The sequence below is a fragment of the Rosenbergiella australiborealis genome (assembly GCF_018494035.1).
Taxonomy (GTDB): domain Bacteria; phylum Pseudomonadota; class Gammaproteobacteria; order Enterobacterales; family Enterobacteriaceae; genus Rosenbergiella; species Rosenbergiella australiborealis.
Genome location: NZ_JABBFO010000008.1, coordinates 25663 through 42624 on the forward strand (window position 1 = coordinate 25663; position 16962 = coordinate 42624).

At 42.9% G+C, this 16962-nt stretch carries 16 protein-coding genes and 2 pseudogenes; 7 read left to right on the plus strand and 11 right to left on the minus strand.

What is annotated here, in order from left to right; genetic code table 11:
• Nucleotides 1–39: 39 nt before the first annotated feature.
• The 3 genes and pseudogenes from HGT73_RS09525 to HGT73_RS09535 form a co-directional block, all read right to left on the minus strand.
• The gene (locus HGT73_RS09525) at nucleotides 40–594 is read right to left on the minus strand and encodes a fimbrial protein (protein ID WP_214214146.1); all 555 of its coding nucleotides are present in this window, start codon (nucleotides 592–594) and stop codon (nucleotides 40–42) included.
• 952 nt (nucleotides 595–1546) lie between these two features.
• A pseudogene (locus HGT73_RS09530) lies at nucleotides 1547–1781 on the minus strand (IS630 family transposase); the annotation flags it as partial.
• A 153-nt stretch (nucleotides 1782–1934) separates the two neighbouring features.
• Entirely contained in the window at nucleotides 1935–2873 is a 939-nt protein-coding gene (locus HGT73_RS09535; protein WP_214214148.1) for a LysR family transcriptional regulator, read from the minus strand.
• A 61-nt stretch (nucleotides 2874–2934) separates the two neighbouring features.
• Between HGT73_RS09535 and HGT73_RS09540 the strand changes: the two are divergent.
• Nucleotides 2935–3911 (plus strand): annotated as a pseudogene (locus tag HGT73_RS09540) (aldo/keto reductase).
• A complete protein-coding gene (locus HGT73_RS09545; protein ID WP_214214156.1) occupies nucleotides 3908–5095 on the plus strand; it encodes an MFS transporter in 1188 nt (395 codons plus the stop codon). Before HGT73_RS09540 ends, HGT73_RS09545 begins: the two are co-directional and overlap by 4 nt.
• A gap of 116 nt (nucleotides 5096–5211) precedes the next feature.
• Here HGT73_RS09545 and HGT73_RS09550 read toward each other — a convergent pair whose 3' ends face one another.
• The 3 genes from HGT73_RS09550 to HGT73_RS09560 form a co-directional block, all read right to left on the minus strand.
• Nucleotides 5212–5370 carry a hypothetical protein gene (locus HGT73_RS09550; RefSeq protein WP_214214158.1) on the minus strand — a complete coding sequence of 53 codons (159 nt, stop codon included), beginning with the start codon at nucleotides 5368–5370 and terminating at the stop codon, nucleotides 5212–5214.
• A gap of 61 nt (nucleotides 5371–5431) precedes the next feature.
• Nucleotides 5432–6034, minus strand: coding sequence for a hypothetical protein (locus HGT73_RS09555; protein ID WP_214214160.1), 603 nt, complete (start codon nucleotides 6032–6034; stop codon nucleotides 5432–5434).
• 1655 nt (nucleotides 6035–7689) lie between these two features.
• Nucleotides 7690–8388 (minus strand): RluA family pseudouridine synthase, encoded by a 699-nt coding sequence (locus HGT73_RS09560; protein WP_214214162.1) that lies wholly within the window; start codon nucleotides 8386–8388, stop codon nucleotides 7690–7692.
• Nucleotides 8389–8567: 179 nt separating this feature from the next.
• On the opposite strand from HGT73_RS09560, the gene HGT73_RS09565 reads away from it, so the two are divergent.
• Both HGT73_RS09565 and HGT73_RS09570 read left to right on the plus strand, forming a co-directional pair.
• Nucleotides 8568–8834: a DksA/TraR family C4-type zinc finger protein gene (locus tag HGT73_RS09565; RefSeq protein ID WP_214214164.1), complete on the plus strand. Its 267-nt coding sequence runs from the start codon at nucleotides 8568–8570 to the stop codon at nucleotides 8832–8834.
• 302 nt (nucleotides 8835–9136) lie between these two features.
• Complete coding sequence (locus HGT73_RS09570) at nucleotides 9137–10621, plus strand: APC family permease (RefSeq protein ID WP_214214172.1); 1485 nt, start codon at nucleotides 9137–9139, stop codon at nucleotides 10619–10621.
• Here HGT73_RS09570 and HGT73_RS09575 read toward each other — a convergent pair.
• Nucleotides 10618–11319: a cache domain-containing protein gene (locus HGT73_RS09575; protein ID WP_214214174.1), complete on the minus strand. Its 702-nt coding sequence runs from the start codon at nucleotides 11317–11319 to the stop codon at nucleotides 10618–10620. The two genes, HGT73_RS09570 and HGT73_RS09575, sit on opposite strands and share 4 nt — an antisense overlap.
• The gene (locus HGT73_RS09580) at nucleotides 11320–12063 is read right to left on the minus strand and encodes a FadR/GntR family transcriptional regulator (protein ID WP_214214176.1); all 744 of its coding nucleotides are present in this window, start codon (nucleotides 12061–12063) and stop codon (nucleotides 11320–11322) included.
• Nucleotides 12064–12200: 137 nt separating this feature from the next.
• Here HGT73_RS09580 and HGT73_RS09585 point away from each other — a divergent pair, with 137 nt between their 5' ends.
• Genes HGT73_RS09585 through HGT73_RS14825 form a run of 3 tightly spaced genes read left to right on the plus strand, consistent with a single transcriptional unit; the run spans nucleotide 12201 to nucleotide 14089 of the window.
• Nucleotides 12201–13628 carry a gamma-aminobutyraldehyde dehydrogenase gene (locus HGT73_RS09585; RefSeq protein WP_214214178.1) on the plus strand — a complete coding sequence of 476 codons (1428 nt, stop codon included), beginning with the start codon at nucleotides 12201–12203 and terminating at the stop codon, nucleotides 13626–13628.
• Between the two features lie 12 nt (nucleotides 13629–13640).
• The gene (locus HGT73_RS14820; RefSeq protein ID WP_244968514.1) at nucleotides 13641–13796 is read left to right on the plus strand and encodes a hypothetical protein; all 156 of its coding nucleotides are present in this window, start codon (nucleotides 13641–13643) and stop codon (nucleotides 13794–13796) included.
• 17 nt (nucleotides 13797–13813) lie between these two features.
• The gene (locus HGT73_RS14825; RefSeq protein ID WP_338111601.1) at nucleotides 13814–14089 is read left to right on the plus strand and encodes an ester cyclase; all 276 of its coding nucleotides are present in this window, start codon (nucleotides 13814–13816) and stop codon (nucleotides 14087–14089) included.
• Nucleotides 14090–14211: 122 nt separating this feature from the next.
• Here HGT73_RS14825 and HGT73_RS09595 read toward each other — a convergent pair whose 3' ends face one another.
• The 3 genes from HGT73_RS09595 to HGT73_RS09605 all read right to left on the minus strand — a co-directional run bounded on the left by HGT73_RS09595 (nucleotide 14212) and on the right by HGT73_RS09605 (nucleotide 16919).
• A complete protein-coding gene (locus HGT73_RS09595; protein WP_214214180.1) occupies nucleotides 14212–14757 on the minus strand; it encodes a GNAT family N-acetyltransferase in 546 nt (181 codons plus the stop codon).
• 65 nt (nucleotides 14758–14822) lie between these two features.
• Complete coding sequence (locus HGT73_RS09600) at nucleotides 14823–16172, minus strand: NTP/NDP exchange transporter (protein ID WP_244968515.1); 1350 nt, start codon at nucleotides 16170–16172, stop codon at nucleotides 14823–14825.
• On the minus strand, nucleotides 16173–16919 hold the full coding sequence (locus tag HGT73_RS09605; RefSeq protein WP_214214182.1) for an NADPH-dependent F420 reductase: 747 nt from the start codon (nucleotides 16917–16919) through the stop codon (nucleotides 16173–16175). It lies immediately after the preceding gene.
• Nucleotides 16920–16962: the final 43 nt, after the last annotated feature.

Here is a 16962-nt window from a genome sequence, read left to right on the forward strand (position 1 = left end):
AAAATGGGCTGCAACTATATTGTTGTAGCCCTAAAAAAACTACAGATAGCTTATAGTGTATTCGGTAACGCTGGTGACTTTACCTGGTGTGGCACCAGTCGCATTAATAACGTAATATTGAGCACCAAATTCATAGGAGGCACTTGTTTGACCAACCGCCAGGCTTAGACCACTAACGGGGGTTAAACCATTGAGTTTCACGGCAGAAGAACCCGTATTATCTTTTGTGAGTTGAATACCGAAGCCGGATGCAGGCGTTGAAGTTGTTGCAATATTTCCTAATACTCCACTGGCTGTATCTACGTTATAGCCAAGGAATTTGGTGGTAATTGGCTGAGCTGCAGTAGTTGACGGAGCGCAACCAGATACTGTGATCGTGAACGGTGTTAGGCCAGCAGTCTGCCCCGTAGTAAGTGTTGTGCCAAAGTCTGACGTACTTACAGTTGGTAGTAAAACGATCGAGTTCGTGCTGCCATTGACATTTACAGAACATGTTTGAGTAGTGACTTCACCTTCAAAAGTGACAGTCGGTGCCGAAAAAGCAGAAATAGGGAGCAGTGCTAAAGAGGCGAGGTATAGAATTTTATTATTCATCACTATTTTCCTGATCAAAAAAATAACCGGTTTTCTCCAGTGAGATAATATTTTCTTACAGCACGTCCTAACTTGAGTGATAAGAATTAACATTTATTTAGTAAATAGGCGATAAAAACCTATTCCTATAAAAATTTAGTGTTAATAATCATTGGCTTTAGTCAAGATGAGCTTTTCTGAAATAATATCTCCATTTGGACAAGAATGAAGGGGTGTTATTTTTATTCCGAAAAAAATAGAAACACTTTGATTCGGCCATTACGTATGTTTTTAAGATAAATATATAATAAATACAGCATTTTAACTAACAATCTAACATCAACCCAATTAGTAAGTGCTGTACTAAAATAAACAAACACACCCAACATGTACTGCTATGCAGCAAGCCACATGTAACTGTAAGTTTTTCTACACATCGTAATGCAAATTTTATGAAGCTATAAATCCTCATCGATTCTTGTCTTCGGTAAATATTGTAACCAAATTATCAATATAAATAATAGAATTTTTTTTAATATTTTTAAATTTATTAATGCTTTCTGTTTACTTATTGATATTGTTAGAATTAATTCATTTATTTATACTCTTGTTTGTTAGGTGACTAATTGTTACCTCCATAAATCACCTGTGCTATTTTTTGATAAATATCAATTTTGAAACTAAATAAATGTAAAATTCATTATTTCTATTTTACTTTTAATTAAAATTAAGATCTCATTTTTATCTCGTTGATATTCTATTCATGTTAATAAAACCTTCATGAAAACTTAAATAATATTTATTCGATAAATTACTTGTCATTTTTCATAGTAGATTATATTAAAATTTTAAGCGACTCCAAGCTAACTATCTGCTTGTGCAGCCACTATTGTTTTGAGGTTGATAAGGTCTATGTGTTAGTAAATTGATTAATTTTTCTAATTAAATAGGTGCCTTCCGCTATATCAGCCGCCTAGTACTGCCACACTTTTGCCAGTCCATGTTCACCACCGAGAAACCGACTGACAGTTTCCATAAAATGGCGAACCTTTTCCAAAAGCTGCCGCATTGGGCGACATTGGTGATTGCGCGTTATCGTATCGTGAAGCGCCAGCAATAGCTGTTCACAAGATTCACCCATGGCGATGGTAAATTACCTTGAATTTCTGATTATTATGCAAACAGTGCTGCATTTCTCGGCTTTTGTGGTTATGCAGTTATCCACAATGAATACCTTGTAATAAATTGTTTTATAGAGATAATTTTTCTTGTTTAAGGCTGAATGAGGAATGATTTAACATCTAGTAATCGTTGGCACCACAACGCAGTAAACCTCTTAAAGCCCTCGTAATCATGGGTTTTTATGACAATAATGTTTCGTTTTCCGAAATTAGCGTCTCTAAAAAATTAACAACAGCTCTTACTCTGCGTGAATGTGCGAGATCAGAGTGAATAGCCAACCAAATCGGTTGATCACAACCGACATCCTCTTGCATACAGACCAAATTATTTCTCTTCGAGATAAAGTGAGGAAGTATCGCCATGCCAACTCCTGCCTCTACGGCGCTCAGTTGTGCCGATAAATTGGTGGTTGTTAAGCGACAAGACCTACCTCTTAATATTTTTGTTAACCATTGCGCTGCTGGTAAGCTTTGCTGCAATTCAGACCATCCTATAAACTCATCATGTTCAAAAGACAAGCGAGTAGTGTCTGAACCTTTCCTATTATCAATATAGTGTTGTGAGGCATAGAGCCCAAATCCTAGTGACCCAAGCTGGCGAATGCTGACATTACCGCGTTCTGGTCTAACCATCCGCAGAGCAATATCCGCATCGCGTCGATGCAGATTAACGGTGGAAACACTCGTGACAATTTCCATCGTTAAATTTGGATGGTCAGCGATTAGCTTTGGGAGGGCGGGAATAATGAGGTAATCCGCTAATCCTTGTGCGGTGGCTAGACGGACATGTCCCATAACTTGGTCGTTATTGCGGTACGTTGCGTCACCGAATGCAAAGCCAGCTTGCTCGAGCGCTTCGGCTGGAGAGATAAGGTCCCTACCTTCGTCTGTAAGGGTATAGCCCTGTTGATCGCGTGCAAAGAGACGTATCTGCAGGACCGACTCTAAGCGCTCTAACCGACGAGAGAGAGTAGCAATTCCCAAATTCAATCGTTTCGCTGCCCGGCTTAGTGTTCCTTCTCTTGCGATGGCGAGAAATACTCTAGCATCATCCCAGTTAAGTGTTGGGGAAGTGCGTCGTTTTCCATATTCGGAAAGCTGATTGCTTTTATTATGCATATAAATCTCCTATTTCGGAAAATATACTGCTTATCTCAATGTAAACCAAGAGATAACTATCATGAAGAAGCGAGTGTTAGGACGGGGTCTTGAAGTCTCTGAACTGGGGCTAGGCTGTATGGGGATGAGCGAATTCTACGGGCCAAGAAATGATGATGAATCAAAAGCAGTACTTCATAAAGCTATTGATCTTGGATGCACTTTTTTCGATAGTGCTGACACTTATGGTCATAATCATAATGAGCAGTTGCTTGGGGAATTCCTGAAAAACAGCTGTGCTGATAATATTCAGATAGCGACGAAATGTGGAATTAGACGTCGGCCTGGTGAGTACCAACGCATAATCCAAGGTACATTCGTAGTGCTTGCGAGAGTTCGCTACGCAACTTAGGCGTTGAATGTATCGACCTATACTACCTTCATCGAGCAAACCCCAATGTGGCGATCGAAACCACTATCGAGACCTTATCTCTGTTGGTTAAAGAAGGGAAGATTGCCAATATTGGCTTATCTGAGGTAAGTGCTAGCACGCTGAGAAAAGCCCACGCGATTCATCCAATCTGTGCAGTGCAAACAGAATATTCGCTGTGGACCCGTGATGTGGAGCGAGAGATTCTACCCACCTGTAGAGAGCTTGGCGTCGGTTTTGTGCCTTATTCGCCTTTAGGACGCGGATTTTTAACAGGAAATATTCTCCCTAATAGCGGTTATACACAGGATGATGCCAGACAGTTATTACCAAGATTTACACCGGATAATCTACAAGCAAATAGCCCACTTATAGATGTCGTTACAAATATGGCTATACGTAAGTCCTGCTCCGCGGCCCAGATTTCATTGGCGTGGCTATTAGCGCAAGGACCTGACATCGTTCCCATACCCGGAACGAAGAATATAAAGCATTTGTTGGATAATTTAGAGGCAGCTGATATTACGTTAACGGCAGAGGATTTAGCCCAGATAGCATTAGTTTTAGAAGCATTTCAGCCAGTAGGGGAACGTTATACAACCGAAGGTATGAAAGGGGTCAACGCATGAGTCGGTCAAACTCTACCATTTGGCGTAACTGGGTTGCGGTTGTTATGCTTGGTGTTGCGTCATTTACGGTTGTTGCAACGGAATTAGCACCAATAGGTATGCTGTCAGCGATTGGGCAAGCTATGCAACAAAGCACAAGTTCAACAGGTTTAGTGGTTACGTTATATGCATGGCTTGGTGCGGTGGCCGCGTTAATATCAGCGATGATGATTAGCCATTTACCGCGAAGACCTCTATTGGTCGGACTGATGTTAGTACTAGGCTTATCGAATGGCGTGGCGGCGATGAGCCATAACTTTAGTCTGTTATTAGTGGCCAGGCTTATTGGCGCTCTTGCTCATGGGGCCTTCTGGGCAATAATTGGGTCTCTAGGTGCTAAATTGGTCTCAGAGAGTAGTATAGGGAAAGCGACAGCGATTATTTTTGGTGGGGTATCAACCGCGAGTGTTTTAGGTATTCCACTTATTAATTGGATTAGTGCGCATGGTGGCTGGCGCTTATCATTTTCGCTTTTAGCCCTGTTATCTGTCGTAACGGCAATGATGCTAGCGTTAAGTTTGCCCACTGTATCAGGTACTTCCCGTATAGGAAGAAGACAACTCTTCTCTGTGCTTAATAATTCTATGCTAAGAATCGTTTACCTTATTGCAGCCGGTAGTATCGTTGCACACTTCGCTGCATTCACGTTCATTGAGACACTTCTATCTTCCGTGCTTACCCTACCAAACACTTGGATCACTGTTTGTCTATTAATTTTCGGCATTGCGGGGTTAATTGGGAACTGTATCTGTGGAATATTTATAGATAACCATTTGAGGAAAGTCCTTTGCGTAGGACTTTTATTGGTCGGAGTATGTTTGGCATTAATAATTCTTCCTATATTTAATAGTAAGTTTATTACTTTATTGCTTCTATCAGGCTGGGGACTTGGTGTTGCGATAGTATTTGTAGGTCTTCAAACATGGATCATACGCGTGGCAAAGAAAGATGCACTACCTGCTTCAGCCATTTATGCAGCTATATTCAATGGGGCAGTAGGATTTGGGGCCATATTGGGCTCGGGGGTACTTGAACATTGGAGTGTTAGTGTGCTTTATTATTTAGCATCGTTTATCACGTTAATAAGTCTATTGTTACTATGTGTCAGTCGTAAGATATTAACGATAAAAGAGGCTGAAATATAAAGAAATTTATTAGTTTTATCGTAGGGTGTTGAGAGATATAATAGAGTTTATAGTTATCCGCAAGAATTTTCATTATACACTCTGCCCTATAGGGTGTAATTATTTATATGATTTTTTTACTCCCTATCTTTTTTCGATGAAACCAACCACGCAAGCCAATAGAAAAATAGTCCAAAGAAAAAGACTAGCAGGAGCATCATCACTCGCTCAGCACCGCTGAAAGAAATCAATGAAATAAACCCACCTAATAATACGAAACTAATAACTGTAGCCATTAATAGATCAGAAAGAAATTTGCGAAGAATTCTAATGATTTTGGATATCACTCAATAACCTTTAAAGTTCTTGAAAAGTATAGGTGCTCATATTTGAATAATGAGCTAGAGGTTTTTCAAATATAAAATAGAGCATATCTAGGTCGGTGCTATAAAGCTCTGTCCATAATTTAGGGTGTTTAATTTTTAAATTTCGTGAGGCTGCCGATGCGCGAGAAAGTAATCCTTGTACTAATACGCCCCCCGTCACTGAACCTACTCCTAGTCTTACAGCCAATTTTGTCAGTGCACCCATAACTATTCCCTTGAGTAAGTTATTTGCAATGTATTCTGATAGGCCTAATAGCATTACTTGTCTGGAGAAAACGGAAACGGATGTCACCATTATTTTCTCGGTTAGCTCTTTTAACAGACTATCAGGCAGGTAGGATAAAGCATTTTTAATAATTAGTGTTGCCATGTTGACGAGATGAATTCTGTTACTATGAATTTTTTCAAGTGCTCTGAGTAGCCTTTTATCATCATCGATATTCCTCTGTTGAATTTTACTTCCCCCTGAAAATATCGCTAAGTCTTGTACCGTTCTTTCAATTCCTAAGTATAGGTCATTAGGTAAAGATGATAACTCATCAATAATAGCGTTTATAACTATTTTACTATCCATCTCTACCTCTCTTTATATATATATTAATGATATAAAATATCAGATGATTGAGTTTGTATGAATGAGATGTTTTCATATAATATTATCTATCATGTAAATTTACTAATTATGTTTTATTATTTAGTTTTCATATAAAATTTCTATAATAGCTACTGCTATATCTTTCTTTTATTAGTTACTAATTAAACTATCATGCCTATCTTTGCCGCTGCCGAATGATGTTGTTAAGGGGTAACTATCTCCGCGGTAGGTGAGAATTAACGAGGAAACCTAGGAATTAAGCGTTAAAGTCACGGTAGACGTTTCGCCGTTAAAATCTTATGCCTAAACAGCAACTCAATACCGTCCTCTGAGGATAGGATGATAGACGTATCGATAATATTCGCCACCAGGAACTCTAAAATTGAAGGATAAAGTAGAAGCATAAGGCATCATCGGCGGCAGGCGAACTGCGGTGAATCATGAAGTCCACTGGATCTCCAGTGATAAGTGATAGAAGACAGCACCGAGAATGAAAATAGCATTAACGCTCTATTGAATGGCTTATCCCCTCGATATACCTATTTATTATGTTAGAGACTGAAATATTTAATTGCGCTCAAATACTAAATGATCTAAATCTATTGAGACAAAACCCCACCACAATTATTTAGTATATACTATTCAGAAATTTTTCCTCTGAAGTATATTCATTCGCGAGACATTCATGTTTTCTGGCTATTTCTGCATCAGTATTGAGTGATTCAAGTATAGCAAGCCTACATTTTATTTTTGTAGTCTTTTCCCAGAGTTTATGCAGTTTCAGTATATTTTTTTCTTTCGGTAGATTGGCGATGCTTTCCTTTATTACTAAATCAAGATTTTTTAGAATCTATCTCTTTTTTTTCGTATTTACTATTTATCTCATTTAACTGATTTATCTCGGTTTCTGTGAGTGCGGCATTGACCATAAATGAAAGGATTAGGATGAAGGAAATTAATTTTATTTTTTTTCATAGTAATTAATTCTCCGAGTAAATCGATCATTAGGCACGTTTGCCCAGTAAATTTTATTAGAAATTGCTTTTCCGAAACCCTCTATGTCGCCAGCATAAGCTAGTTTTTGTATGTACTCGCTAGATCTCGGTGTATAATCGCCTCGATATCTCAGGTCGATGAGTATATCCCTTATTTTTTTAGGAATACTTTCCCAAGCTAAATTTGGTGGTGTACTGGGGTTAGGATGGTAATCGTAAATATTTTTGTATAGTTTACATATTCTCTCTACATCTTTTTATAATTCTTCGTAAACTATTTCTGATAGACTCATGAACTTAGTAAAAATAACAGATGAATTTATTTATATGAATAAGATATTTACTTCTAGGTTTAGGTGTTGTGTAAATATACAGATATAAATTTTATAGAGGTATAGTCTGTGTTTTCTATTCTATTTTTCATTAATAACTAAACCCTCATATCTACCCTTACCACTGCCTAACAACGTTGATTAACATTGATTCAAGTTCTGGGGGTGACTATCACCCCGAAGGTGCGAATAACCAAGGAAACATAGTGCTTAAGCATTAAAGTCACGGTAGCCGTTCTCTCCACTAAAATCTTCCATTATCGCCTGGAATTAGCGATTTACGATGTCTGTGGGGGGATCAGGGCACTTAAAAGGGCAGCGGGCTCTTGAGCATCATGACTTTGCCAGAGAGTGGATGCTGAAAGCGCACAGCACTGGCGTGTAGCATTAGACGTGGGAATGGCGCGATGTCTGACGTATCGCGGCCACCGTAAAGATCACAACCTAGAATGGGATACCCCAAATATTGGCAATGGATCCGTAATTGATGGGTGCGGCCGGTAAGGGGAGATAATTTCACCTGCGTGACGGGTAGTAGGTGGCCATTAGCCAACCTATATTCGGTGCGTCGCTCTACCTGAAAATGCGATTGTGCGGGTTTGCCGGTGGCAGTATCGATACGCATAAGCGGGAAATGATCGACATCTTTCGCAATCTGTGCATCAATGATGCCATCATCTTGTTGGAGGTGGCCGCGCAGCAGCGCATGGTACGTTTTTTCGATAGTTCGTTGGCTAAATTGTTGGCAAAGTGCGGCATTAATCTCTTTGTTTCGCGCAATAATCAATAGACCCGAGGTACCGAAATCGAGGCGATGTACCAGGGTACAACCGGCAAACACCTTCGTTAAACGATGGTGAACCGAGTCCCAGTTTTCTGGATTTTTGCCAGATAAGCTCAATAAACCGCTAGGTTTATTAATCACTACCAATGCATCATCCTGATAGAGAATATCGATTTCAGCTTGGCAGGGTGGGGCAATAAAGGAGTCAATAACAGTTGCCATAAAATGCTCGGATTATAGTGGATAGTTAAGGGTACGGCATTCTCTTGCTTAAGTAAGTGGATGTCGATAAAAACCCAGTCTTGGCTGCAATCATACGATACTTCTTCGCTAATCCTCTTCTGCTGATAAGCATTTCATTGTCTATACTCTCTATTTATCGATATAAAAAGAGGGATATTATGGCTGGAGGATGGGTTGAAGATGGTTCCGTACAAAAGCAAATCGATGACACTGTCGATGATGCTATCGCACAAGCGCGAAGTCAGTTACATCAGGGGGAAAGTGCTGAATATTGTGCTGAATGTGGCGAACCTATCCCTGAAGCTCGGCAATATGCATTACCTGGCGTTATCTACTGTATACATTGTCAGCAGAAGGTTGATAAAAAGTATAGGGCGACAAGTGCGATTAACCGTCGAGGCAGTAAGGACAGCCAGTTGCGTTAATCCTTAACCTATTTTTCCTTGCAACGATTCCGGGCTGGCATCGTACAGATAATCCGGTAATCCCCCCGCTGAGAGTGAAACATTGCACGGCATACTCCTCCAGATATTAGTGCTGTTCATGTTTTTTCCGACCCATATTGGTTAGAAAAAGGCGATAAGAAAAAGATATATGTAATAATCTATTGATTATTATAGATATTATTATTTACTTCTCGTGGGGTGATGTAAAAGATTATAAATATAAACATTTATGTTTTATAAATGGGTCTACTTATTTTACTGCGTCGCTTAGAGATAATGCTATGGAAAAAACAACTCAACGTCCTCTGCAGGGTGAACAGGGGGGAGAGAAAGAGCAATTCCAACGATCAATTGGTTTGATCTCTAACTTCTCATTAGGCTTCACCTATCTTTCTCCTCTTACCGCCGTCTATTCTCTATTTGCTTTGGCGATCACTCTCGCGGGCCCCCCCGCTATCTGGTGGATCGTCATTGCTGCGGTAGGGCAACTGTTAGTAGCGTTAGTCTTTGGCGAAGTCGCCTCACAATATCCGATCACGGGGGGGTTATACCCTTGGGCTCGTCGGCTGTGGGGCAAAAAATATGCATGGATTGCGGCATGGGTCTATTTATGGGCTTTGGTGGTGACCATCACGTCAATTGCTGAATATACCTCGACTTTTGTCGCGAGCCTCATCTCGTTCAGTGCCACGCCACTTAATCTTCTGATGACCTCGGTGATCTTACTGGCAGTGATGATGGTGGTGAATCTTTCTGGAACTAAAAATCTCGCTCGCGTCGCAAGAATTGGCTTTTGGTGTGAAATTGTCAGCGTAATTGCGTTAGGTATCTATCTGTTAATTTTTCACCGTTCGCAACCCTTCTCGGTCATCTTCGATTCTATGGGGATCTTATCGAGCAGCGGCAGTTATGTGGGGGCCTTTATGGCGGCCTCACTGATGGGATTATTTATGTTCTTCGGCTTCGAGGCCTGCGGTAACGTTGCGGAAGAAGTGCAAGATGCCAGTCGTAAAATCCCTGTAGCGATGATTTTAAGTATTGTCTTCGGGGCTATCTCGGCGATTATCTCGGTATTAGGGTATCTTCTTTCCTCACCGAATTTACGTAATATCGTTACCGGTAAGGTCAGTGATCCTATTCCAGCGATGCTTAACGAGGCCTTGGGACCGGTTGGTGCGAAAGTGTTTATTGTGATTGCGATTATCGCCATGCTCTCTTGCATATTGTCGCTACAAGCTGCGCTAAGTCGCCTTATCTTCTCTTTCTCTCGCGATCAGATGTTACCCGGTAGCCATTGGATGGCAAAAATATCGAAAAACAATGTTCCCGATAACGCGATGATAATCAGTTGCCTATTACCCGTTATTTTCTGTGTGTGGGTCTATTTCCAGCCGGATAATCTCGCGAGAATCACTGCGTTTGCCGTAATCGGAATCTATCTTTCCTTCCAAATGGTCGTGTTAGCAGCATTACGTCAACGTTTAAAAGGCTGGCAGCCGGCTGGGGAGTGGCGAATCGGTGCATTAGGATTATTGGTCAATGTGCTTGCCCTGGCCTATGGCGTAGTCGGGATTTACTTACTCGCTCAACCAGCTGACAGCCCGAGTTTTATCGATAAATGGACTGTATTAATTGGCTTAGCGGTAGTACTGATTATCGGTTTACTTTATATGTTTACTCAGCGTCCTTATGGAAAATCAAACGCACCTGAAAACGATGCGATTGAACATGCCAAAGCGTTACGACTTTCTCGTCGCGCGGATTAACCGGGTAAATAAATAGAAAAGAGTGAATGCTGGTGGCCAAGCAAAAGCCTGTCACCGCGCAGAATATCACCGACACGGAACCCGGAGTGGTTAGAGAAAATAATTCGCTGAATATTATTAGTCAAAACGATTTTAATGGGCGATGACATGAGCGCTTTAAGTACTTCTTGTTCAATTCGACTGACAAGGATATCGACTGCCGCGACACCGTAAAAACAGTCTTGGATAACGATCGGTGAAGCGGAAGTCATGGTGTATGACGTATTACAGATGTAATCGACATAAGGGCCGTGAAAGTAGTTACGTTTGGATGATTTGGTTTTTAAAAACCACTCAAAGGTATGGAAATCGAGATGTTGATGAGTCAGTTGATTAAGCTCTAATGCTGACCCCTCGCGATTATCCTTATAGATCCAAAAGAGTGACCAGTCGTGATGAGGGTTAAGTTGTGATTCGGCATGATACGCAAAACCAGCGCCTGAACAGTAATCATTAGCAGCGAGTGTTTGATGGATGAACGATTCAATCTCTTGCTTAGGGAAACTTTTTATAGCGATGTCTGATGGCACGGATGTTGATAGTAAGGGAGTCATCAGATGCGTCATCATGTCGGCAAGGTGTTGGCTAGAGGCGGAACAGTGCATAAAAAGCTGATCGAGTCGTGCAATGACTGCCTGCAAAGGGATGGATGGATTCACTTAAGACATACTCCCTAAAGTAGAGGAATTAATATTGAGCTTGTAGTCAACCAGTTGCTCAGTTAAACGCATGATAAGACCTGAGATAGATTTCGCTGCTGCATCACCGTTTTGTTGCGATAACGTTCCCAACAATTCGCGGTAAGTCTGGAAGGAATGTTGGTGAATGGCATCATCGTTATAAAGAAGTGCAACAAAAGAGGCCCATTCGGTTTGTAGCGATAATTCGCTGGTCGCAAGACGCGCTGATTGCGAACTGGCTGAAAGAGAAAGTAAACAACGCATATCGGCTTGAGCTCTGAGTTCTGAGCTCTCGGCTTGTTGAAAATCGTTAACCAATGATGAGAGTTTCGCGAGTTCATCATCGGTCATGCGTTTAGCCGCTAGCCGTGCGCTGTGGGCGAGGACCGCACAATGCATTTCGCCTAAATCGAGCAAGTAATCACTGCTGAGTAAACTGAGAGGATGGTAATGATGTGCACGGCTTTCAATACTGTCGCAGACAAAACTGCCACCGTTGCGTCCACGATGCGTATAGATCAACTCTTTGGCACGCAGGGTATTCAATGCTTCACGCACAGTGATATGCGAAACCCCCAGCATTTTTGCCAATTCGGCTTCATTCGGCAATTGCTCATTGGCCTGCAACAACCCAGTCATGATGGCATTGGCGAGACGGGTAACAATTTGTTCCGCTCTACTCGCTTGCCCAATCGGTGCGAATATTATCGCATGCGTCATCATTGTCTTTGTTATACCGGTTATCAATCAGGCAAACAGTCTTAACACAGCTAGAATTTTTTTCAAAGCGCTCCACGCAGATGGCATAGGTTGAGCGCCAACGATCCAATGACCCCATTTCCACAGTAAAGGATAAAAAAATGCAACGACTGAAGCACTTTATTGACGGCAAGTATGTCGAGTCCGACTCCGCAGACTATTTTGATTTGATTAGCCCTATTGATGGTCGCTGTTATGCACAGAGTCCTAAAGGCGATGAGTCACAGGTTACATTAGCTTATCAGGCGGCGAAACGGGCATTTGCACAATGGCGTCTTTCAACGCCTTCGCAGCGGCAAAAGGCTTTATTACAACTTGCGGACGCGGTTGAGAAAAATACGCAACGTATTGTCGATACACAAAGTTTAGAGACTGGACAACTTAAGCATTTTATCGAAAAGGAAGAAGTTGCGGCATCCTGTGATGCGCTTCGTTTTTTTGCTGGAGCCGCACGTAACTTAGAAGGGCGTGCTAGCTACGAATATATGGCCGGTTTTACGTCGAGCATTCGTCGTGAACCCCTCGGTATTGTGGGACAAGTTACCCCTTGGAACTATCCTTTTATGATGGCGATTTGGAAAATCGCCCCGGCATTAGCCGCGGGAAATACGGTTGTGTTGAAACCCAGTGATACAACCCCGCTGAGCACCTTGCTTTTGGCTGAGTTAGCGGCTGATTTTTTCCCACAAGGGGCATTCAATGTGGTATTAGGTCAAGCAGAGACCGGGTCTTTAGTCGTTTCCAATCCCGGCGCATCGTTAGTGTCTATTACAGGTTCTGTACGAGCTGGTGTACAAGTTGCGACCTCGGCGGCGGCTAATTTGACCAAAGCTCACCTTGAGCTAGGCGGAAAAGCGCCAGCCATTGTGTTTGCCGATGCTGACTTAGCAAAAGCGGTGGACGGTATTACTACCGCTGGTTTTTTTAATGCGGGTCAGGACTGTACTGCTGCCACGCGTATTTTGGTTGAATCTTCGATTTATCCGCAATTTCTCGAACAGTTGGTCGAGAAAACTAAGCAGATCCGCTGTGGTAAACCCGATGACACACAAGCGCTCTATGGCGCACTAAACAGCGCTAATCAACTCGAACAGGTAAAAGGTTTGATACAACGCTTACCTGCTCATGCCAAGATTGAAGCGGGCGGCAAAGCTCTCGAAGATGAAGGGTTCTATTTTGCACCGACTCTAATTTCCGGCTTAACTCAGAAAGATGAAGCGATTCAAAAAGAGGTGTTTGGGCCGGTAATGACTATCCAAGCCTTTAGTGACGAAGCGGATGCACTGGATAAAGCCAACGACATTGATTATGGCCTAGCGGCCAGTGTGTGGACGGCCAATGTTTCTCGTGCCCATAGAATGACGCGTGATTTAGATTTCGGGACTGTCTGGGTTAACAACCATATTCCGTTATGTGCTGAAATGCCACATGGAGGCTTTAAAAAATCCGGTTATGGCAAGGATCTTTCTGCGTATGCGCTTGAGGAATATACCCGAGTGAAACATATCATGATCGATCTGGATGAGTAATCGGAGGCCGTAATGGGAAATATCTTCTCAGTTTCATTGCTGGCTTTGGGTTTAGTCACTACGGCTTCTTATGCGGATGAATCACCGTTAACCCTCGTTCAACACTCTATGCAAGCATGGAACCACCATGATAGCCAAAAGCGGGGAGTTATTTTGCCGATACGGTGAGCTATTACGATGCTTCAGTGGGTAAACCGGTAGTCGGTAAGCAGCAGGCCACTCATGACGTGGTCAAAACGTTTGTCGATGCAGTGCCTGATCTTCGCTGGGAGATGACCAGTAAGCCTGTTTATAATGGTGATACTATTGCTTTTCAATGGCGCTTTACTGGCATCAATGATGGAGCATGGGCGGGTACGCCAGCAACGCATAAAAAATCAGTTTTGATGGTGTCAGCTTTATTCGTGTCGCGCAGGGAAAAATCATTTATCAAGGCGATTATTATGACTCTAAAAAGTTGACTGATGAGTTGAAATAATCAACCACTGGCTCCCCCTCATTCTATGATCAAGGGAATGAAGGGGAGGGTGGCGGTAATCGTAAGCAATATTGAGGTAAAATCAGCGATATTAGGCGAAAAAGGTTATATGTTATTTTGTGCTAACCACTCATCGTGTGTAATTTCCCACAACGTTGAGGCCACATCCCCAATATGATACTCACCAATCCCCTCGTCAATAATTCGCATCCCGGTTTTTTCTGAGATCTTCTGGGAGGCATAATTTAACTTAGCTTTTGGTGCACGTAAAACCGATTGCCCCAATACCGTAAACCAGAAAGTCGTTGCTGCGTCACAGGCTTCCGACATATAGCCTTGACCTTGCCATTCAGGCACTAACCAGAAACCACGATTATTATTAGGTTCAAGTGCGAGGCGAATAAGAGCGATAACTTGTGAATGGTTACTCTTAGGCCGAAGTGTCCAGATCCAATCCGTCTCTTTTTCCATCGCTGCGAGGCTAGCACGACAAAACGAGTCAGCGCCATTGTCGGGATAGGGCCAAGGTACTTTACGCGTTAAATACTTCACAATTTCCCAACGAGGGAAACAGGCTTGGATTTTTGGGGCATCCTCAAGCGTTAATGGCTCGAGGTATAGACGGGCAGTTTCTAAGCGCTGAGTCTGCATGATTTCTCCAAACCACGGATTAGGGACTCTTATCATTACCTATAAACTTGACGATAATCTATCTATTATTGTTGTTTTTTCTCATAATCACTATGCAGTGGTTTATCGTGAGAGACTGGAATTTCTGCCTTTCTTTTTTGCGCGTGACCGAGACCAATACTCAACCCAGCCCAGATCGCAGCAAGCAGCATACTAAATAGTGTTAAAGGGAGTGCCGCGATGCCTAGGAGACTGACCGCTTGATAACTCCACGCACCCACTTGATCCCCCGCGCGATAGATCAATGTATCGATAAAGACTTTGGCATGATATTTCTCTGCCGTGGGCACCACGGTGAATAATATTTCCCGACTTGGACGAGCTAGGGCAAAGTTCATGGTTCGACGCAGGATAGTCACGCCCACCAACACCGTGAGGCTGGGTGCGGCGCCCAACCAGCCAAAACCGATAAAACTCACAATTGGCAGCGAGGCGAGTCCAATAGCCACACCAAGGCGAGCAATAATTTTTCCGCTGGCGGTAAGCTGGCATAGTAAGGTGAGTAGATTTATTGCAAGATCGACGTTAGCGAAAAAAGTCGTACGCTGCGTATCACCCAAGAACGCATGTTGTACTATTGTTGCCTGCTGAAAATAGATCAGGGTTGAGGTAATTGAGTAAAACAAAATATAACCACAAATCCCGAGTAGATAAGGTGATGCGAAGGTTTGGCGAATACCGATCAGCAAAGGCGTTAGGCCACCTTGTGTTGACGGGGAAACAGATTTCTCTTGGGTTGTGTGTGTTAATTGACGACCTTTGTGTGATAAACGTTGGGCACTGAATACCGAGACTTGAATAAGTCCAACCGCAATAAGCAACAGCACTGAAGTAGAGAGATGGCGGGCGATTAGACTGGTTAAACCTGAACCGGCAATTGCACCGAGTGTGGCCGCTGCTGCAAGGAGGCCAAAGAGCCGTTTACCCCGCTCACTGTCAAAAATATCGACGATTAGCGCCCAGAAGACCGAAACGGCAAAAAGGTTAAAGACGGATACCCAGATAAAAAAAGCACGTCCTAAGAATAGGTTATGTAACCCACCTAAGTAATAAAACCCTAGCGCAAATCCACCGATAATAAGCGCGCAACCTTGATAGCTATAGCTGATAAAGCGCTCACGCGGTAAGCGTTGAGACAGCTTATTGTAAGGCCACTGCAGTAATAACATGGTGACAAGTACTGCAGTAAATAGCCAAGGCAGAGAGTGAGCACCTATAACAGTACTAATGGTGTCGCGGATCGGCCTTAAAATATAGTACGCGCACAATAGTGAGAAAATGTATAACCAGCCCCAAACAAGCGGGGCCAGTTCCTCTTGTCGGAGGGATAAAGCACGACACAGTTTCTCTTTGAAAGAGGAGAGTTCACTCATCATTTATCGGCTATTTGCAAGTTGGGCACGTAATGCTTTTTCATCTAACACCTGTAAAAACAGTGATGAGCCCGGTTGAAAGCGAGTTGCGGTGGCCAAATCACCGGTTTTTACCGGGGTAAATCCAGCTCGTTCAATCAACTCGCTTGCTTGCTGGAGCGCAGTCGGATTATCGCCCGCGTAAGGAATAGCGATAGGTGGAGTCTGATGTGCGTTTGAGGCGATTGCAGTGGCCGCTAGTGAGTTAAAGGCGCGAACAACGTGCGCGCTGGGGAGATATTGCGCCGAAGCCTTGCCACTGCCGATGCTAAGCGCTTTAGCGGCTGTTGCACCATCGCGCCCAGGGTAGGGATTGCTGACATCAATAACGGTTTTTCCGGCTAATTGACGACTGAGCACATGCCCAAGTTGCGGCAAGGCTCCGTAAGGAACAGCCATTACCACGACATCACCAAATTGGCTCGCTTGTTGAATGGTGCCGACTTGAGTGCCGTGGCCCATGTCATTGGCGGTAGAACCTAAATGCTCAGGATGACGGGACGAAATCATAATATGGTAGCCCGCATCAGCCCAAAGTTTTCCGAGTGTCTCGCCCATATTTCCTGCACCGATGATACCTATGTTGTGCACGCTGGGGGCAGCTGAAGGGGGAGCGGCCATCGCCCCTTGGCTACAGATCAGCGAGGTAACGAGCAGACTAGCCATATAGGCTAAATGTTGGGTACGAAAGGTGAGTTTTTTTAGAAACATAATGTCCTCATAGTAATGGTATCGGTTCCAATTTTAGTTCATA

Bases quoted from the DNA above. Each gene is read 5' to 3' on its own strand.
- HGT73_RS09595 (WP_214214180.1), bottom strand. From the start codon at position 14,757: ATGCAGACTCAGCGCTTAGAAACTGCCCGTCTATACCTCGAGCCATTA.
- HGT73_RS09535 (WP_214214148.1), bottom strand. From the start codon at position 2,873: ATGCATAATAAAAGCAATCAGCTTTCCGAATATGGAAAACGACGCACT.
- HGT73_RS09570 (WP_214214172.1), top strand. From the start codon at position 9,137: ATGGAAAAAACAACTCAACGTCCTCTGCAGGGTGAACAGGGGGGAGAG.
- HGT73_RS09580 (WP_214214176.1), bottom strand. From the start codon at position 12,063: ATGATGACGCATGCGATAATATTCGCACCGATTGGGCAAGCGAGTAGA.
- HGT73_RS09565 (WP_214214164.1), top strand. From the start codon at position 8,568: ATGGCTGGAGGATGGGTTGAAGATGGTTCCGTACAAAAGCAAATCGAT.
- HGT73_RS09545 (WP_214214156.1), top strand. From the start codon at position 3,908: ATGAGTCGGTCAAACTCTACCATTTGGCGTAACTGGGTTGCGGTTGTT.
- HGT73_RS09560 (WP_214214162.1), bottom strand. From the start codon at position 8,388: ATGGCAACTGTTATTGACTCCTTTATTGCCCCACCCTGCCAAGCTGAA.
- HGT73_RS09555 (WP_214214160.1), bottom strand. From the start codon at position 6,034: ATGGATAGTAAAATAGTTATAAACGCTATTATTGATGAGTTATCATCT.
- HGT73_RS09525 (WP_214214146.1), bottom strand. From the start codon at position 594: ATGAATAATAAAATTCTATACCTCGCCTCTTTAGCACTGCTCCCTATT.
- HGT73_RS09600 (WP_244968515.1), bottom strand. From the start codon at position 16,172: ATGATGAGTGAACTCTCCTCTTTCAAAGAGAAACTGTGTCGTGCTTTA.
- HGT73_RS09585 (WP_214214178.1), top strand. From the start codon at position 12,201: ATGCAACGACTGAAGCACTTTATTGACGGCAAGTATGTCGAGTCCGAC.
- HGT73_RS09550 (WP_214214158.1), bottom strand. From the start codon at position 5,370: ATGGCTACAGTTATTAGTTTCGTATTATTAGGTGGGTTTATTTCATTG.
- HGT73_RS14820 (WP_244968514.1), top strand. From the start codon at position 13,641: ATGGGAAATATCTTCTCAGTTTCATTGCTGGCTTTGGGTTTAGTCACT.
- HGT73_RS09605 (WP_214214182.1), bottom strand. From the start codon at position 16,919: ATGTTTCTAAAAAAACTCACCTTTCGTACCCAACATTTAGCCTATATG.